The 15,958-nt window shown below is 60.0% G+C and carries 16 protein-coding genes; 8 read left to right on the top strand and 8 right to left on the bottom strand.

Going from position 1 to position 15,958, the window contains the following annotated elements; genetic code table 11:
• Positions 1–83 precede the first annotated feature (83 nt).
• Complete coding sequence (locus tag BM225_RS10065) at positions 84–647, top strand: RNA polymerase sigma factor (protein ID WP_092464238.1); 564 nt, start codon at positions 84–86, stop codon at positions 645–647.
• Positions 648–869, top strand: a complete 222-nt coding sequence (locus BM225_RS10060) for a hypothetical protein (RefSeq protein WP_072706730.1) — start codon at positions 648–650, stop codon at positions 867–869.
• Here the strand turns inward: BM225_RS10060 and BM225_RS10055 are convergent, their stop codons facing one another.
• Genes BM225_RS10055 through BM225_RS10045 form a run of 3 tightly spaced genes read right to left on the bottom strand, consistent with a single transcriptional unit; the run spans position 870 to position 3,287 of the window.
• Positions 870–1,433 carry a pyridoxamine 5'-phosphate oxidase family protein gene (locus BM225_RS10055; RefSeq protein ID WP_072706731.1) on the bottom strand — a complete coding sequence of 188 codons (564 nt, stop codon included), beginning with the start codon at positions 1,431–1,433 and terminating at the stop codon, positions 870–872. It abuts the gene before it with no gap.
• On the bottom strand, positions 1,426–2,172 hold the full coding sequence (locus BM225_RS10050) for an RlmE family RNA methyltransferase (RefSeq protein WP_072706732.1): 747 nt from the start codon (positions 2,170–2,172) through the stop codon (positions 1,426–1,428). Before BM225_RS10050 ends, BM225_RS10055 begins: the two co-directional genes overlap by 8 nt.
• Positions 2,172–3,287 (bottom strand): Ppx/GppA phosphatase family protein, encoded by a 1,116-nt coding sequence (locus tag BM225_RS10045; RefSeq protein WP_072706769.1) that lies wholly within the window; start codon positions 3,285–3,287, stop codon positions 2,172–2,174. Before BM225_RS10045 ends, BM225_RS10050 begins: the two co-directional genes overlap by 1 nt.
• A 282-nt stretch (positions 3,288–3,569) precedes the next feature.
• Here BM225_RS10045 and BM225_RS10040 point away from each other — a divergent pair, with 282 nt between their 5' ends.
• The 3 genes from BM225_RS10040 to BM225_RS10030 are packed head-to-tail and all read left to right on the top strand — an operon-like array spanning position 3,570 to position 5,800.
• A complete protein-coding gene (locus BM225_RS10040; RefSeq protein WP_072706733.1) occupies positions 3,570–3,866 on the top strand; it encodes a virulence factor in 297 nt (98 codons plus the stop codon).
• Between the two features lie 29 nt (positions 3,867–3,895).
• The gene (locus BM225_RS10035; protein WP_072706770.1) at positions 3,896–4,825 is read left to right on the top strand and encodes a methylenetetrahydrofolate reductase; all 930 of its coding nucleotides are present in this window, start codon (positions 3,896–3,898) and stop codon (positions 4,823–4,825) included.
• 9 nt (positions 4,826–4,834) lie between these two features.
• The gene (locus BM225_RS10030; protein WP_072706734.1) at positions 4,835–5,800 is read left to right on the top strand and encodes a methyltetrahydrofolate cobalamin methyltransferase; all 966 of its coding nucleotides are present in this window, start codon (positions 4,835–4,837) and stop codon (positions 5,798–5,800) included.
• Between the two features lie 72 nt (positions 5,801–5,872).
• Here BM225_RS10030 and BM225_RS10025 read toward each other — a convergent pair whose 3' ends face one another.
• From BM225_RS10025 to BM225_RS10005, 5 genes are all read right to left on the bottom strand, one after another.
• Positions 5,873–6,967, bottom strand: a complete 1,095-nt coding sequence (locus BM225_RS10025; protein WP_072706735.1) for an ABC transporter ATP-binding protein — start codon at positions 6,965–6,967, stop codon at positions 5,873–5,875.
• 22 nt (positions 6,968–6,989) lie between these two features.
• Positions 6,990–8,630: an alpha-amylase family glycosyl hydrolase gene (locus BM225_RS10020; RefSeq protein ID WP_072706736.1), complete on the bottom strand. Its 1,641-nt coding sequence runs from the start codon at positions 8,628–8,630 to the stop codon at positions 6,990–6,992.
• A gap of 45 nt (positions 8,631–8,675) precedes the next feature.
• Positions 8,676–9,806 carry a carbohydrate ABC transporter permease gene (locus BM225_RS10015; protein ID WP_072706737.1) on the bottom strand — a complete coding sequence of 377 codons (1,131 nt, stop codon included), beginning with the start codon at positions 9,804–9,806 and terminating at the stop codon, positions 8,676–8,678.
• 10 nt (positions 9,807–9,816) lie between these two features.
• Positions 9,817–10,797: a carbohydrate ABC transporter permease gene (locus BM225_RS10010; protein ID WP_072706738.1), complete on the bottom strand. Its 981-nt coding sequence runs from the start codon at positions 10,795–10,797 to the stop codon at positions 9,817–9,819.
• Positions 10,798–10,890: 93 nt separating this feature from the next.
• On the bottom strand, positions 10,891–12,243 hold the full coding sequence (locus BM225_RS10005) for an ABC transporter substrate-binding protein (protein ID WP_072706771.1): 1,353 nt from the start codon (positions 12,241–12,243) through the stop codon (positions 10,891–10,893).
• 258 nt (positions 12,244–12,501) lie between these two features.
• Here BM225_RS10005 and BM225_RS10000 point away from each other — a divergent pair, with 258 nt between their 5' ends.
• The 3 genes from BM225_RS10000 to BM225_RS09990 are packed head-to-tail and all read left to right on the top strand — an operon-like array spanning position 12,502 to position 15,859.
• The gene (locus BM225_RS10000) at positions 12,502–13,530 is read left to right on the top strand and encodes a LacI family DNA-binding transcriptional regulator (protein ID WP_072706772.1); all 1,029 of its coding nucleotides are present in this window, start codon (positions 12,502–12,504) and stop codon (positions 13,528–13,530) included.
• 6 nt (positions 13,531–13,536) lie between these two features.
• On the top strand, positions 13,537–14,862 hold the full coding sequence (locus BM225_RS09995) for a GH1 family beta-glucosidase (RefSeq protein WP_072706739.1): 1,326 nt from the start codon (positions 13,537–13,539) through the stop codon (positions 14,860–14,862).
• 19 nt (positions 14,863–14,881) lie between these two features.
• On the top strand, positions 14,882–15,859 hold the full coding sequence (locus tag BM225_RS09990; protein WP_072706740.1) for a glucokinase: 978 nt from the start codon (positions 14,882–14,884) through the stop codon (positions 15,857–15,859).
• Positions 15,860–15,958: the final 99 nt, after the last annotated feature.

Raw genomic sequence — 15,958 nt, 5'->3', positions numbered from 1 at the left:
TAATAATTATACCTTTGGAGCTAAAACACGTCCCGTATGGGCCGTTCTACATACCAGTAAGTGTGTAGTCGGAGTGTTTCATCGTGGAAAACGAAGTTCTGGAGTGTGCGACCGAAGAAGTCCTAAAAAGGATCGCTGGTCGCGACAAAAACGCATTACGCGAATTGCATCAGATGCATGGCAACAAGCTCTACACAGAGCTTGCCCGCCTACTGAGCGACCGCGAACTCGCTCGGATCACCTATCTGGAGCTGATGCCCCGCGTCTGGCGCGAGGCTGCGACTTATGACCCCTCTGTGGAGGACGGGCTGGACTGGCTGCTGCGCCGCACGCGCTGCTTGGCCATTGAAAGGCTGAAGGAAAAAGCCGGTGACCAGCCCTTCTACGGACGCAACATCGCGTGGGAAGAGGACGCGGACCTCGACCAGACCGAGCGGCAATTGCGGCACCATCAAGTTGGTCGGATCAATACAGCCTTACGGACACTTTCCGTCCAAGCGGCCGAGATGTTGGTAGCCCGATTGGTCTACGGGCTGTCCTTAGATGACCTCGGGTCACTCTACAATCTGCCGTCTCAGGTCGTTGGTAGAAGGGTAAGAAGCGCGGGTGTCGCGCTACGCACCCAACTACTCGGAGCTGCCTGTTAAATGACGATTGACGAACGTGCCTTTGCTTTTGTGCTGGGAAGTCTGGACGATTTGGCGGCGGCTGACGTCGCCGAAGAGATCGGGCAAAGCAACCGTATGAGAGAGCGCGTGAGTTATTGGCGACGACAGCTAGCCCCCTTGATGCCCCCGCCCGTCGAAGAGGTCTTCGAAAACCCCGTCAGTTGGGACGAGGTCGAAGCCGTGGTCTTTGGTCAACTCTGATCAGGGCGCGAGCCACTGGCCAGCGAACCCATTCACGCGCCGATAAAGCGCGCGTTTGTGCTTGTCAGCCTCAATGAGCAACAGCTCGATTTCTGCCACTTCGAATTTGAGCACCGCAAAGCGATCAAGCTGGGGATCATCTGTATGATCATAGGGGCTTTGGATCGCGTATCCAGGATAGGGATGCCCCCCGTAAACTTTGCGCGCCTGATCCGGCACAGCCTCCCAAATCGGGGGCAATTCCTTGCGCGGGCGCTCTTTCATCTTGCCTCGCAGTCGGATTTGCAGCGATGCGGACGGGTCCCACACGTGCAGACCGGCATTGGGGGCTTCGCGCAACTCTGACACCTTTTCCGACGCGACATCGGTGTGCACTTCTAGCGTCCCCGCATCGGGGTTCACCCCGCGCAGCACGACGCTGCGCATTTCAGGCCAACCGCTTAGCCCAAAGGTCGCCAAAGTCGGATGCCGTGCCGCAGCGTCCCGCGACTGCGCCCCCGCCAAAAGCCTGCCCCACCCAAGATCGAGCAAGGCACTCAATGAGACGTGGGTCGCCTCAGACATCGTCATCCTCGTCTTCGGACGCCTCTTCGCCGCGGAAGCCTGTGGCGACCACGAATTTTTCAGAGCTGTCGGCGCGGCTCGACGGGGGTTTGACGTTGACCACTTTCTTGAAGCGCTGCTTCAAAAGTTGCTGCAGGCTGCCCTCGGCCCCACCTGCCAAAACCTTGGCAACAAACGTTCCCTCGGGCTCCAGCACGTCGAATGCGAAATAGGCCGCAGCCTCGCACAGGGCGATGATGCGCAGGTGGTCCGTCTGCTTGTGACCGCTGGACGCAGCCGCCATGTCCGACATGACCACAGTCGCACTGCCGCCAAGCCATTCCTTGACCTGCAGGTCGGCGTCATCGGCCAAGAAGTCCAGCTGATGAATTTCAGCGCCTGCGATGGCTTCGACCTCTTGCAGGTCCACGCCAAGCACGGTGCCGATCGCCTTGCCCTTTTTCTCGCCCAAGGCATTCACGCGTTTGACCGCCACCTGACACCACCCGCCAGGGGCGCACCCCAGATCCACGACGCGCGCGCCAGGTACGAGGAAGCGATACTTCTCGTCGAGCTCCAAAATCTTGAAGGCCGCGCGACCGCGATACCCTTCTTCCTTGGCACGTTTGACATAAGGGTCGTTGAGCTGTCGCTGCAACCAGCGCTGCTGACTGGTCGTGCGCCCGCGGGCGGTTTTAACTTTGACGGTCAGATCGCGCTGGCCGCGACCCGACGTGTTTTTGGTTGGTTTTTTCGCCATTATTCGATGTCCTTCAGAACGCCATCGACGCTCATCTGTGCGTACAAAAGCCCCTCGCGCAGACCACGATCCGCCACCGAAAGGCGGTCCGTAGGCCAACAGCGCAAGAGCGCTTGCAGGATCGCAGAGCCTGACATGATCAGGGTCTGGCGATCATTTCCAATGCGGGGGTCGCGGCGGCGGCCTTCGGGGCCTAGTTTGAGGTAGCCGTCGATCACTTTGTTGATCTGGTCCGAGTTCATGCGCAACCCGTCAACCTTGGTCCGGTCGTAGCGCTTGAGCCCGAGGTGCGAGGCCGCAACGGTTGTCACCGTGCCGCTGGTGCCGACAATCTGGAATCCCTGACGCTGTTGCTCGCGGGCATAGGGCGCGAACTCGGCCAAGTTCTCTTCAAAGAACCAACTCATCAGGGCAAACCGCGCTGCGTCATCCTCAACGTCCGAGAATTGCTCGCGCAGGGTTGCCACGCCATAGGGCACGCTGATCCAGTCCACCACCTTGGCCGGCGGGTGGTTCAGGCGCGGACCACGGGTCTTGAACCCCTGATGCAGGCGCATGATGGATTTCGCACGCTCGCGGCGCGGCACTTGGGCCAGATCAATCCAGACCAATTCCGTCGACCCGCCGCCGATATCAACCACCAACAACTGCTGCGTGCGCGGGCTGACCAGCGGTGCGCAGGACACCACGGCCAAGCGGGCCTCTTCCTCTGGCGGAATAATCTCTAGCGAAAGACCTGTCTCGCGACGCACCTGTTGCAGAAACTTACGAGAGTTCTTAGCCCTCCGACACGCTTCGGTTGCCACGAGACGCATGTGCGTCACGCGATGCCGCTGAAGCTTCTGCTGGCACACCTTTAGTGCCTGCACAGTCCGGTTCATGGCTGCGCGGCTTAGATTGCCAGTGCTTTCCAAGCCCTCGCCCAACTGGACGGACTTGGAAAAGCTATCGACCACCGTGAACTGAGCGCCATTAGGTCTGGCAATCAGCATACGGCAGCTGTTCGTGCCCAAATCCAAGGCGGCATACAGCTCGTTTGGATCGGGCGATGCGCGATGAGCGCTCTCGACCGTTTTCGGGAGTGCGCCCGCGCAATCGGGACGCCTGGGCGTCATGTCCACGCCCTCCATTCATTGTTACCCAATAGGGTAGTCACTCCGTCCCGAATGCGCAAGGACCGGTTATGCACATATGCAGATGTCGTTGCGCCCCGCCCGCCCGCTTCACATATCAGGCACATGATCATCATGCGGAACTTTCACGGCCAGCAGCATGGCCACGAACGGTGCCCAAGATTATGCTCAGGTCGCACACACGTTTTACAGTGTCGAAATTTGCACAAGGCGACGCAAACGCGCGCTCTACAACAGACTGCATAGGGAACAGGGAATCGCATCATGCCCGAGATCACCATCGTTTACTGGCGCGATATTCCGGCTCAGGTCATCGTCGGCAAAGGACGCAAAGCAGCGAAAATCCAGCTGCCAGAGCGTTTTGAACAAGCCATCGACCGCGCCGCCATGAAATCCGGCGCCGATCAGACTGACGATTATCTGGCCGAATGGCGCAAAGACGTGATCGACACGCGGGATGGTGACCCCCAGACCCTTGCCGAGGCGGAAGCCGCACGGCTGACTGAGGAGTATGATCAGGCCAAAGTGAAGGCGCTGATTGAAAACGGTGGGCGTGCATGAGCACACCCCGGCAGATCTGGGAGGCCGCGATGGCTTTGTTGAATTTCCGCAAGCGCGAAGACGTGGCTGCACCCACAGTGAACCCCCAAGTCGAGGCTTTCCTTCAGGATTACTCGATCGAAGTCATGCCGCGCACCGCGTCAAAGGTCGAAAACTTCCGCGACCTGCTGCCCGAAGGCACACGCGTCTACATCGCCCACATCGAGGGCACCCCGATCGAGGACATGGTCGAAACCGCAGCCCGTCTGGCAGATGACGGCTTTCAGGTCATGCCCCACTTCCCCGCGCGCATCATCAAAGACGCCGCGACCCTCGAGGACTGGATCAACCGCTATCAAGGTGAAGCAGGCGTCAAACAGGCGCTTCTTCTGGCTGGCGGCGTTGCGCAGCCCCACGGCGAATTCCACAGCTCCATGCAGCTGATGGAAACCGGCCTCTTTGACCGCGCTGGCTTCACTCGCCTCCACGTCGCGGGCCACCCCGAAGGCAACAAGGACATCGACCCCAAGGGCGGCGACCAGAACGTCATGGACGCTCTGCGCTGGAAGGCGTCGTTCAACGAGCGCACCGATGCCGAAATGGCTCTGGCGACCCAGTTCTGCTTCGAAGCAAAGCCGATCATCGAATGGGCTGACAGCATCAAGGCCGCTGGCGTTGACCTGCCGATCCACATCGGTATCGCGGGCCCTGCCAAGCTGCAGACCATGATCAAGTTCGCGGTTGCTTGCGGCGTCGGCCCCTCTCTCAAGGTTCTGCAGAAGCGCGCCAAAGACGTGACCAAGCTGATGCTGCCCTTCGAGCCCAACGAGGTCGTCGCAGAACTGGCCGCACACAAGGCCGCCAACCCCGATTTCAACATCACCAATGTCCATTTCTTCCCGCTCGGCGGCATCAAGACTAACGCGCAGTGGGCCATCGACAACGGCGGACGCTCTGCTGTCCCCGCAAACCAAGACTAAGGAACGCCAATGACCCGCACTGTCATCGAGTCGCAAACCAAGACTGTCACCATCGGCTTTGACGAGCCCTTCTGCGTCATCGGCGAACGTATCAACCCCACCGGCCGCAAGAAACTGGCAGCCGAGCTGGAAGCAGGCGATTTCAGCACCGTTGAAAAAGACGCGCTGGAACAGGTCGCTTGCGGGGCCATGGTCCTCGATATCAACGCAGGGGTTGTCTACAACTCGAACCCCAACCCGAACGAGACCGAACCGCCGCTGATGACCAAGATGATCCAGCTGGTGCAGGGTCTGACCGACACGCCGCTGTGCATCGACAGCTCGGTCCCTGCCGCACTCGAGGCAGGTCTGGCAGCAGCAAACGGCCGCCCCCTGCTGAACTCGGTCACCGGCGAAGAAGACCGTCTGGAACTGGTTCTGCCGCTGGTCAAAAAGTACAACGTTCCCGTTGTGGCGATCTCGAACGACGACACCGGCATCTCCGAAGACCCCGATGTCCGCTTTGCCGTCGCCAAGAAAATCGTCGAGCGCGCCGCTGACTTTGGCATTCCCGCCCATGACATCGTAGTTGACCCGCTGGTCATGCCCGTCGGCGCGATGGCGACCGCTGGCCAGCAGGTTTTTGCTCTGGTCCGCCGCCTGCGCGACGAACTCGGCGTGAACACCACCTGCGGCGCGTCGAACATCAGCTTCGGCCTGCCCAACCGTCACGGCATCAACGCGGCCTTCCTGCCCATGGCCATCGGCGCGGGCATGACCTCGGCGATCATGAACCCTGTCCGTCAGGTGGAAATGGAAGCCATCAAAGCGGCCAACATGCTGATGAACCACGACCCGAATGGCGGTGCATGGATCGAGTTCTCCAAAGTCCTCGAAGCCACCAAAGAAGGTGCCACCTTTGCTGACGCCGCCAAAGCATCGATGGCAGCAGGCGGTGGACGCGGCGGTCGCCGTGGTGGTCGCCGTCGCGGCTAAGCCAGACCAAATAAACAAGCAAAAGGCTGGTCCCTCGACCAGCCTTTTTCATTTTTACATCTCTCTAGCGCGTCAGCGGTAGAGCAAGGATTGACCGTTGTTAAACAGGTGCACTTTTTCGGCTTCCGCTGTCATCCGCATCCGCTTGCCCCTGACGTCCGTATGGATGCCGGGCAGCTTGGCGATCACCGGCTCATGCTCTGGCTTCTGCTTTTTGAAATACAACAGCGTGACCTCGCCCAAAGCTTCCTTGATCTCGACTTCGCCCTCATAGGCATAGTCAGGCCCATCAGTCGCGATCATATCCTCGGGACGGATACCGACCTCGACCTCCAGCCCCATGTCGCTTTCTTTGGTCGGGTAGTTCGACAGGATCGTGCCCTGCCCCTCTGGCAGTTCCACGCGGGTCTGCTGTCCTGTCCCGACAATGCGCCCCCCCAGCAAGTTCATCTGCGGCGAGCCGATGAACTGCGCCACAAAGGTATTCTCGGGTCGCTCGTACAGCTCCAAGGGCGTACCGACCTGCGCGATCCCGCCACCAGCCAGAACAACAATCCGGCTGGCAAGGGTCATCGCCTCGACCTGATCGTGGGTCACATAGATCATCGTGCTGTCGGGCATTTGCTCTTTGAGTTGCGCAATCTCGATCCGCGTCGCCACGCGCAGCGCAGCGTCAAGGTTCGAGAGTGGCTCGTCGAACAGATAGACCTTTGGGTCGCGCACGATCGACCTCCCGATCGCCACTCGCTGACGCTGACCGCCGGACAACGCTTTGGGCAGACGGTCCAGATACGGCTCCAACTGCAAAATCTTGGCGGCGCGGTTTACGGCCGCTTCAATCTCGGACTTGGATTTCCCCGCGATCTTCAGCGCGAAAGACATATTCTCGCGCACGGTCATATGCGGATACAGAGCATAGGACTGGAACACCATGGCGATCCCGCGCTGCGCGGGGGGCACGTTATTGACCACCTGCCCGTCGATCTGCAACTCACCGCCGGTTATCTTTTCCAAACCGGCGATCATCCGCAGCAAGGTCGACTTCCCGCAGCCCGACGGCCCAACAAAGACGATCAGCTCGCCCTTCTCGATCTCCAGATCAATGTGCTTCAGAACGTCGACCGGACCGTAGCTTTTCGCCACATCGGTCAGTTTCAGATCGGCCATAGTGTCCCCCTCCCGATCGCGCTTACATCTTTACCAAGAAGCTGGGCTGCCACGGACCCAGATGGATTTTCCCATCCTCGGCCACGCCGCAGCTGCCCATCTCGGTGTTGACGGTGTGCCAATTGCCCACTGGCCCTTCGATGGTTGCTGGCTGGTCCGACATGTTGAACGCGCAGAACAGCTCTTCATCTTCGCACACACGGCGGAAGGACAGCACGGTGCCCTCGGCCCTGAGGTCCGCGTGATCGCCTGTCACCAGGGACTGGTGCGCGTGGCGCATACCGATGACACGGCGGTAGTGATGCAGAAGCGCAGAGGGGTCTTTCTCTTGTTCGGCCACAGCTTTGTTGGCGTGATCCCCCGACACGGGCAGCCAAGGCCGCGCTGCATTCGAGAAGCCCGCATTATGTTCGTTGATGTCCCAAACCATGGGAGTCCGGCAGCCATCTCGGCCTTTGAACTCTGGCCAAAACTGGATGCCATACGGGTCCTGCAGATCTTCAAAGGCGACATCCGCTTCGTGGAGCCCCAGTTCCTCGCCCTGATAGAGGCAGACGGACCCCCGCAGGCTGATCATCAGCGAGATATACAGGCGCTGCGCCGCAGGCGGCAGGTTCCAGCGGCTGGCATGACGCATGACGTCGTGGTTGGAAAATGCCCAACACGCCCAACCCTCGGCAGCCACGTCGTCCACTTGGTTCATAACGCGCACGACTTTTTCAGGCGTCAGCAATTCGTTCTCAAGGAACTCAAAGGCATAGCACATGTGCACGCCCTCGCCCTTGCGGGTGTACTCGCCCATGATCTCGAGCCCACGCTGCGCGTCGCCGACCTCGCCCACGGTCGCGGCACCGGGGAATTCATCCAAAAGCTCGCGGAACTTCTTTAGGAACGCGAGGTTTTCGGGGCGGTTCTTGGAATAGATGTGGCGCTGGTGGTTATATGGGTTCACCGACGGCGCGATGGTGTCCTTGCGCTCTTCCTTGGGCAGCGCCGGGTTCGACCGCAGCTCGGCGTCGTGGAAGTAGAAGTTGATCGTGTCCAGACGGAAACCATCCACCCCCCGCTCTAGCCAGAACCGCGCGGCGCTCAGGACTGCATCCTGCACATCGGGATTGTGGAAGTTCAGGTCCGGCTGGGACACAAGGAAATTGTGCAGATAATACTGCTCGCGGCCAGCATCCCATTGCCACGCGGGCCCACCAAAGATCGACAGCCAGTTGTTGGGCGGCGTGCCGTCCTCCTTGGGGTCCGACCAGACGTACCAATCGGCCTTGGGGTTTTCACGGCTGTCGCGGCTCTCGATGAACCACGGATGCTGATCCGAGGTGTGCGACATCACCAGATCGATCATCACCTTGATGCCGTAGAAATGCGCCGTCTCGATCACCGCGTCGAAATCCGCGAGCGAGCCGAACATCGGGTCCACGTCGCAATAGTCGCTGACGTCGTAGCCGAAATCCTTCATCGGGCTGGTGAAAAACGGCGAAATCCAGATCGCATCCACCCCGAGCGAGGCGATGTAGGGCAAACGCTGCACAATGCCCAAGAGGTCGCCGATCCCGTCGCCGTTGCTGTCCTGATAGCTGCGCGGATAGATCTGATAGATGACAGCGCCGCGCCACCAGTCGGGGTTTTCGGCTTTGCTCAGTTTAGGAACCATAGGGAGTACTTTCTATTGTCTTGAATGCGGCCGGAGGGGGCCGCGTTATTTCACAGAACCGGCCAAAAGGCCGCGGACCAGATAGCGTTGCATCAGGAAAAACACGGCGATCGGGACGGCAATCGACACAAAGGCTGCCGTCGCCAGAATACCCCAGTCGCCCCCGCGCGAGCCCAGAAGGTCGTCGGCGATCTTGCGTGTCATCACCCAGCTGCCGCTGTCGGACGGTAGGAAAACCTTGGCAACCAGCAGATCGTTCCATGTCCACAGGAACTGGAAGATCGCAAAGGACGCCAGCGCCGGAAAGCTGAGGGGCAGCACGATGCGGGTGAAAATCTGGAAGTCGGTGGCGCCATCGACCTTGGCTCCTTCGATGATGTCCTTGGGCAGGCCGACCATGTAATTACGCAGCAGGTAAATCGCGAGCGGCAGGCCAAAGCCCGTATGCGCCAACCAGATGCCGACAAAACTCTGTCCGATGCCGATGTCGTTGTGTAGCCGCAGAAGCGGGACCAGAGCCAACTGCAGGGGCACCACCAGCAGGCCCACGACCCCTGCGATCAAGAGGCCACGGCCAGGGAACTGCATCCACGCCAGCGCATAGGCTGCAAACGCCGCGATCAGGATCGGGATCACGGTCGCCGGGATGGTCACCGTGAAGGTGTTGATAAAGGCCTGTGCCATCCCGTTCGAATAGAGCACCCGCTCGTAGTTATCGGTGGTGAATTCGGGGGGCACTTCGGCGGCGAAATAAACGCGCTGACCTTTGTCACTGGGCTCTTCGGGCGTGCGCATTTCATAGCTGCCATCGGCGTTCACCACGAGTGTCCCACCGCCGCGCAACTCGGTCTCTTCGCCCGCCACAATGCCTGTCGGGTCAGATCGACTGACGCCGAAAGCTGTTATCTTACCAATGCCTTCCTCGCCGTCCTTCAGGTTTCCCGTCAGGACATAGACGTCGTCGACCAGCGCCGGTTCGCCACTGATCCGCGCGGCCGAGGTTTGCTCGGTCGGGAATGGTGCCTGCCACCACGGGCTGGCGGAAATGTCGTCGCGGTCGCGGAAAGACGAGACGAACAGCCCCACCGTCGGAACCAGCCACAGGATGACCAGAACCAGAACGCAGATGCGGGTGACCCACGTGAGGGCCGGTTTGTGTCCAGCGATATTTTCCATGGTCCCCTCCTCAGCGCATTTCTTTACGGGCTTGGCGGATGTTCCAGATCATCACGGGCAAGACGAGCACCATGATCACCAGCGCCACCGCCGTCGCGCGGCCATCATCGCGGAACATGTATTCCATCATGTAACTCGGCAGGATTTGCGTGCCGAAATTGCCCCCTGTCATGGTGTAGACAATGTCAAACACCTTGAGCACGAGGATGGTGATCGTGGTCCACACCACCAATATGGTGCCCATGATCTGTGGCACTTGGATTTTGAAGAAAATCTGAAAGGGGTTCGCACCGTCCAGAATGGCAGCCTCGATGGTTTCTTCGGGAATGCCGCGCAGGGCCGCCGACAGAATGACCATGGCAAAGCCGGTCTGGATCCACACCAGAATGACCATCAAGAAGAAGTTGTTCCAGAACGGCACCTGCAGCGGGTCAATGGGCCCGTCTGCGCCAAAGAACAGGCGCACCGCGTTCAGCATCCCGATGCTGGCGTCGTTGGCGTAGACGAACTTCCAGATCAGCGAGGCGCCGACGAAGCTGATCGCCATGGGCATAAAGATCAGCGACTTCGCGATCCCGCCCCACTTCAGTCGGTCGGTCAACTGCGCGATCACCAGCCCCAGGAATGTCGCCGCCGCAGGCACAACAAGCACCCACAGCAAGTTATTAAACACGGCGCTGCGGAATTCGGGGTCACCCGCCAAGTTCTGGTAGTTCTGGAACCCAATGAACGTGTCGCCCGTCCGATCATACATCGACCTGATGAAACTGCCGACCACGGGGTAGACCAGATATAGCGTCAGCGCGAAAAGCGCGGGAAACAGGAACAGCCAAGGTCGAACCGCATTGGCACGATTGATATTGCGGCCTGCATCGTCATGGCGCGGGGGAAAGATCACGCGATCAAGCACGATGTTCGAGGCGTAGAAATATCCAATGCAGCCGAAGACCCCAATCAGGATCGTCAACACGCCTTGCATGAGCGGGCCCATGGCTTCGTTCCTTCTGGATCAGAATTTGGGGCGCAAATAACGCCGGAGTGGCCCTCCCACAGCGGTGCGCGGGAAGGCCATGGTCATACGACCTTACTTAATTTCGTTCCAGCGGGACTGGATCGCAGCGGTCACATCCTCGGCGCTGGCGCCGGTGGTGTAGTCGACCATGCCGGTCCAGAACGCGCCTGCGCCGATCTCGCCGGGCATCAGGTCCGATCCGTCAAAGCGGAAGGTGGTCGCACCCTGCAGGATCTCACCCATCGCGCGCTCGCTGTCGGTGTTATATAGACCGGTGTTCACGCCCGCATGAGCCGTCAGGAACCCGCCCTGCGCCATCCACGCTTCGTGCGCGATCGGCAGCTTCATAAACTCAAGGAAGGTGTTGGTCGCATCCGACGGGCTGGTGATGCCGAACAAGGTGCCCGCGCCCAGAACAGGGTTACCCAGATCCTTTTCCGCGTAGCTCGGGAAGTAGAAGAAGTCCGCATCGGTGCCCACTTCGACATCTTCGGGGAAGAATGCGGGGATGAACGACGCCTGACGGTGCATGTAGCACTTGGGCGGCAGTTCAAACAGACCGGTGGGGCTATCACGGAAGTCGGTCGAGGCTACGGCCTCTGCCCCGCCGTCGGCGTAACCGTCGGTGCGGGCGAACCAACCGAATTCATTGATCGCGCCGATGACTGCTGGATCGTTGAAAGGCAATTCATTCGTGACCCACTGGTCATAGACCGACGCGGGCTGGGTGCGCAGCATCAGGTCCTCGACCCAGTCTGTGGCGGGCCAACCGGTCGCCGCGCCAGAGCCCAGACCGATGCACCACGGGGTGCCGCCATCGTCAACGATCTGCTGGGTTAACGCCTTCAGATCTTCCATGCTTTCAGGGATCTCGTAGCCCATCTCTTCAAAGGCTTCGGGCACGTACCAGACCAGCGACTTCAAATCGGCGCGGTAGAACAGGCCATAGAGCTGGTCGTTGCCATCCTGATCCGCATAGGTGCCCAGATCGACCCAAGACTGACCGGCTGCAAAGTTCTCTGCCACCCACTCTGCGGTGCCCTCGGGCAGCGGAGTCAGCAGGCCGCGCTTGGCCATGTCCGCCGCCAGACCGGGCTGCGGGAACACGGCGAGGTTCGGTGCAGAACCTGCTTCGGCCGAGATTACGATGTCCTGCTCAAAGCTGTCAGAGCCCGAGTATTCCACGGTCGCGCCGGTCGCAGCTTCGAAGTAATCGAACACCTTTTCCACGCGCTCTTTTTCGTTGCCAGTCCACGGCCCGGTGATCGTAACGGTCTGTCCCGCCAGATCATTGGCATCGGCAAAGGCCTGATAGCTGTCCCAGTGAAAATCGCCATCGCCGGGTGCGAACATCAGGTCCTGCGCATGGGCATTTCCTGCAATCATCGCAGAGGCAGCAACGCCCGCGAAAAGTACCTTCTTCATGTTTTCCTCCCAAGGTCCACGGCGCAAATTCGAATCTTCTCCAAACAGATCCAAAGCGCTTTGAATGGCGCGACGGTGCTTGAACTTGTACTTTCTGTCAACACCCACAATTCGCATGGTGGCGCAGTTCTGTAATAATTCAATGATGTTTTCATCTGCGCCGCAGCAATGCAGGTGCAGCGCGGAATGGACTTTGACCAAACCTACAAAGGACCGTATTGTCCGCTTACTCAAATCGCTTTGGCTGGGTCTAACGCCATGAACCTAAAACAACTCTCGGAGATTCTGGGCCTATCCCAAACAACCGTCAGCCGTGCGCTGAACGGCTACCCCGAGGTTGCAGAGCGCACCCGCCTACGGGTTCAGCACGCCGCGCAAAAGCACAATTACCAGCCCAACATCGGCGCGCAGCGTCTGGCGCGCGGTCGGTCAATGACCATCGGCCATGTCATCCCTCTGTCAACGCAGCATGAAATGGTGAACCCGGTCTTCGCGGACTTCATCGCCGGTGCGGGCGAACGCTATTCAGCCTGCGGGTATGACATGAAGCTGACCATTGTGGACGACCAGAACGAGGAGGACATCTACCGTGATCTGAAAAGTCGCGGCAGCGTGGATGGCATCATCGTGCACGGCCCTTTGATGAATGACCCGCGCATTCCGCTGCTTCAGGAATTGGACCTGCCCTTCGTGGTCCATGGCCGCGCCAGCGATATCGAGACGCCCTATTGCTGGGTCGACGTCAACAACGCCAGCGCGTTCCAAAGGGCCGGTGAATTTCTGCTATCCTTGGGACACCGCCGGATCGGGTTGATCAACGGGCTAGAGCATATGGACTTTGCCCACCGTCGCCGTGCAGGTCTGGTTGCGGCCCTAGAGGCGGCAGGGATCACCCCGAACCCCGACTACTTGCATGCGGGCGAAATGACCGAGATCAACGGCCATAACGCGATGAAGGCCATGCTGGCCCTCGACACGCCGCCCACTGCGGTTGTGGTCGCCAGTTTCATTGCCGCCCTCGGGGTTCGCCGCGCCTTGGACGAGGCGGGTCTGCGGATGGCGCGTGACGTCTCTGTGATTACTTTTGACGATGACCTGTCCTACCTGCGCAACGGGGACAGCATTCCGATCTTTACAGCCACACGCTCGTCCGTGCGTCAGGCGGGTCGGCTCTCGGCAGATCTGCTGATCTCCCACATTGAAAACCCGACGGCCGCGCCAGAGCACAAACTGCTCGAAGCCGATCTGATTATTGGAAGTTCCACAGGGCCCGTCCCTCAGGAGTAGGTGTTTATGAAATTCAAACGCAGCGATTTTCCCCGCGACTTCATGTTTGGCGCGGCGACCTCGAGCTACCAGATCGAAGGCCACAGCTTTGGCGGCGCAGGTCCGACCCATTGGGACAGCTTTGCCGCGACGCCGGGCAACGTGGTGCGTGCCGAACATGGCGCGATTGCTTGCGACCACTATCACCGCTTCGAAGAGGATCTGGACCTGATGAAAGCGGCGGGCTTTGACGCCTACCGGTTCTCGACCTCATGGGCGCGGATCATGCCCGAAGGGCGCGGCACCCCGAATCCCGAGGGCCTGGATTTCTACGACCGCTTGACCGATGCCATGCTAGAGCGCGGCCTGAAGCCTTGCGCGACCCTGTATCACTGGGAACTGCCCTCGGCGCTGGCGGATATGGGCGGCTGGAGGAATGAGGACATCGCCAAGTGGTTCGGTGACTTCACCGAAGTAATCATGGGCCGTATCGGGGACCGTATGCACTCTGTCGCGCCGATCAACGAGCCGTGGTGTGTGGGCTGGCTGAGCCATTTCATCGGCGCGCATGCCCCCGGCTTGCGGGACATCCGCGCCACCGCCCGCGCCATGCATCACGTTCTGACCGCGCATGGTACAGCCATTCAGGTCATGCGCGGGCTGGGGATGGAAAACCTGGGCGGGGTCTTCAACATGGAATGGCCGATCCCGCAGTCCGGCTCTGAAGAGGATTACCGCGCCGCGCAAACCTATGACGGCATCTACAACCGGTTTTTCGTCGAAGGCATCTTTAACCGCCGTTACCCCGACACCGTGCTCGAAGGGCTGGAGCCCTACCTGCCCCTAGGCTGGCAGGATGACTTTGACCTGATCGCGCAGCCGATCGATTGGGTCGGTCTGAACTACTACACCTGCAAACGCATTGCTGCCGCGCCGGACACCCCTTGGCCGCACCTGTCGGAACATGTGGGCGGCCTGCCCCGCACACAGATGGGCTGGGAGATTTATCCGCAGGGTCTGGGGGATTTCGTACGCCGCATGCACCGCGAATACACAGGCGATCTGCCGATCTATATCACCGAGAACGGCATGGCGAACAACGACCACGTGGTTGGCGGAGAGGTCAACGATACCAACCGCATCGCTTATCTGGATGACCATCTGGCCTCGGTCCGAGAGGCGATCGACGAGGGCGCCCCCGTACGCGGGTACTTCTGCTGGTCGCTCCTTGATAACTACGAGTGGTCCTTGGGCTATGAAAAAAGGTTCGGGTTGGTACATGTGGACTTTGAAAGCTTGAAGCGGACACCCAAAGCGTCTTATGACGCCCTCAGGTTAGCGCTATCACAGTAAGCATCCCGAGGACGTCAGAATGGACCAGACCGCCCCCCTGAGCATCGTTGCCGATATCGGCGGAACGAACACCCGCATTGCGCTGGCGCGGGGGACAGAGATCCTGCACGACACCATCACCCGTTACAAAAACGCGGGTGAGCCGAACTTCCCGCCCTTGCTAGAGCGTTTCTTGGCCGAGCACCCGGATGCGAATCCAGAGGCCTGCTGCGTTGCGGCAGCGGGTCCTGTGCGCGATGGCCGTGTCGAGATGACCAATCTGTCTTGGACCTTTGACAAGGATGATCTGGCGGCAGCCACCGGCGCGTCGGTGATTGCAACCCTGAACGACATGCAGGCCCAAGGGCACGCCCTGCCCTATCTGAAGCCCGAAGCCCTGACCAACCTGCGCGAAGGCGCAGAGGCCAGCCCACAGGCCGCGATGCTGATCGTGGGCATCGGAACAGGTATGAACATCGCGCCCGTTTACCACAGCGCGTCGGGCACTCTGGTGCCACCGGCTGAGGCAGGCCACCCCCTGCTGGCCGTGCGCAACGACGACAACCTACGCCTCTGCCAGTACATCGAGAAACATCACGGATTTCCTTCGGTCGAGGAAGTCATGTCCGGTCGCGGCGTCGCGCGTATCTACGAATGGCTGTCTTCGGAAGCGGGTGACACGCAGGTTCTGGAGCCCGCCGAAATCATGAAGCGAGTCGAGGATGGCAGCGATCCCATCGCCACCGAAACCGCCCGCCACTTTGTTCAGATCATGGGCAGCGTGTGTGGCAATCTGGCGCTGACCCTTCTGCCATTTGGTGGGATCTATTTAATCGGCGGCGTGTCGCGGGCCTTTGCCCCCCTGTTGGACAAGATGGGGTTTGAGGAAAGCTTCCGTGATTTGGGGCGGTTTGGCGATTTCGTAGACCAGTTCGGGATTTGGCTGGTCGAGGACGATTTCGCGGCTCTGACGGGGTGCGCATCGCACCTGCAGGACTTATTGCAACGGCCGCACTGATGCGGTTGGGCCTTGGCCCTCGGGCGATGGTCGAGACGTGAGTATTTAGACAAAGCAGAAAGACAGTGCGCGGCGATGGCTGCTCCCGTTTGTGTTTGT

This window comes from Donghicola eburneus, assembly GCF_900115865.1.
Lineage (GTDB): Bacteria > Pseudomonadota > Alphaproteobacteria > Rhodobacterales > Rhodobacteraceae > Donghicola > Donghicola eburneus.
Note: the sequence above shows the minus strand (reverse complement) of the source record. Positions and strands in the feature narration are given on the sequence as shown.

What these genes read in the sequence shown, in the direction of transcription:
- BM225_RS10060 (WP_072706730.1), top strand. Translation starts at nt 648, where the DNA reads ATGACGATTGACGAACGTGCCTTTGCTTTTGTGCTGGGAAGTCTGGAC.
- BM225_RS10055 (WP_072706731.1), bottom strand. Translation starts at nt 1,433, where the DNA reads ATGTCTGAGGCGACCCACGTCTCATTGAGTGCCTTGCTCGATCTTGGG.
- BM225_RS10050 (WP_072706732.1), bottom strand. Translation starts at nt 2,172, where the DNA reads ATGGCGAAAAAACCAACCAAAAACACGTCGGGTCGCGGCCAGCGCGAT.
- BM225_RS10045 (WP_072706769.1), bottom strand. Translation starts at nt 3,287, where the DNA reads ATGACGCCCAGGCGTCCCGATTGCGCGGGCGCACTCCCGAAAACGGTC.
- BM225_RS10040 (WP_072706733.1), top strand. Translation starts at nt 3,570, where the DNA reads ATGCCCGAGATCACCATCGTTTACTGGCGCGATATTCCGGCTCAGGTC.
- BM225_RS10035 (WP_072706770.1), top strand. Translation starts at nt 3,896, where the DNA reads ATGGCTTTGTTGAATTTCCGCAAGCGCGAAGACGTGGCTGCACCCACA.
- BM225_RS10030 (WP_072706734.1), top strand. Translation starts at nt 4,835, where the DNA reads ATGACCCGCACTGTCATCGAGTCGCAAACCAAGACTGTCACCATCGGC.
- BM225_RS10025 (WP_072706735.1), bottom strand. Translation starts at nt 6,967, where the DNA reads ATGGCCGATCTGAAACTGACCGATGTGGCGAAAAGCTACGGTCCGGTC.
- BM225_RS10020 (WP_072706736.1), bottom strand. Translation starts at nt 8,630, where the DNA reads ATGGTTCCTAAACTGAGCAAAGCCGAAAACCCCGACTGGTGGCGCGGC.
- BM225_RS10015 (WP_072706737.1), bottom strand. Translation starts at nt 9,806, where the DNA reads ATGGAAAATATCGCTGGACACAAACCGGCCCTCACGTGGGTCACCCGC.
- BM225_RS10010 (WP_072706738.1), bottom strand. Translation starts at nt 10,797, where the DNA reads ATGGGCCCGCTCATGCAAGGCGTGTTGACGATCCTGATTGGGGTCTTC.
- BM225_RS10005 (WP_072706771.1), bottom strand. Translation starts at nt 12,243, where the DNA reads ATGAAGAAGGTACTTTTCGCGGGCGTTGCTGCCTCTGCGATGATTGCA.
- BM225_RS10000 (WP_072706772.1), top strand. Translation starts at nt 12,502, where the DNA reads ATGAACCTAAAACAACTCTCGGAGATTCTGGGCCTATCCCAAACAACC.
- BM225_RS09995 (WP_072706739.1), top strand. Translation starts at nt 13,537, where the DNA reads ATGAAATTCAAACGCAGCGATTTTCCCCGCGACTTCATGTTTGGCGCG.
- BM225_RS09990 (WP_072706740.1), top strand. Translation starts at nt 14,882, where the DNA reads ATGGACCAGACCGCCCCCCTGAGCATCGTTGCCGATATCGGCGGAACG.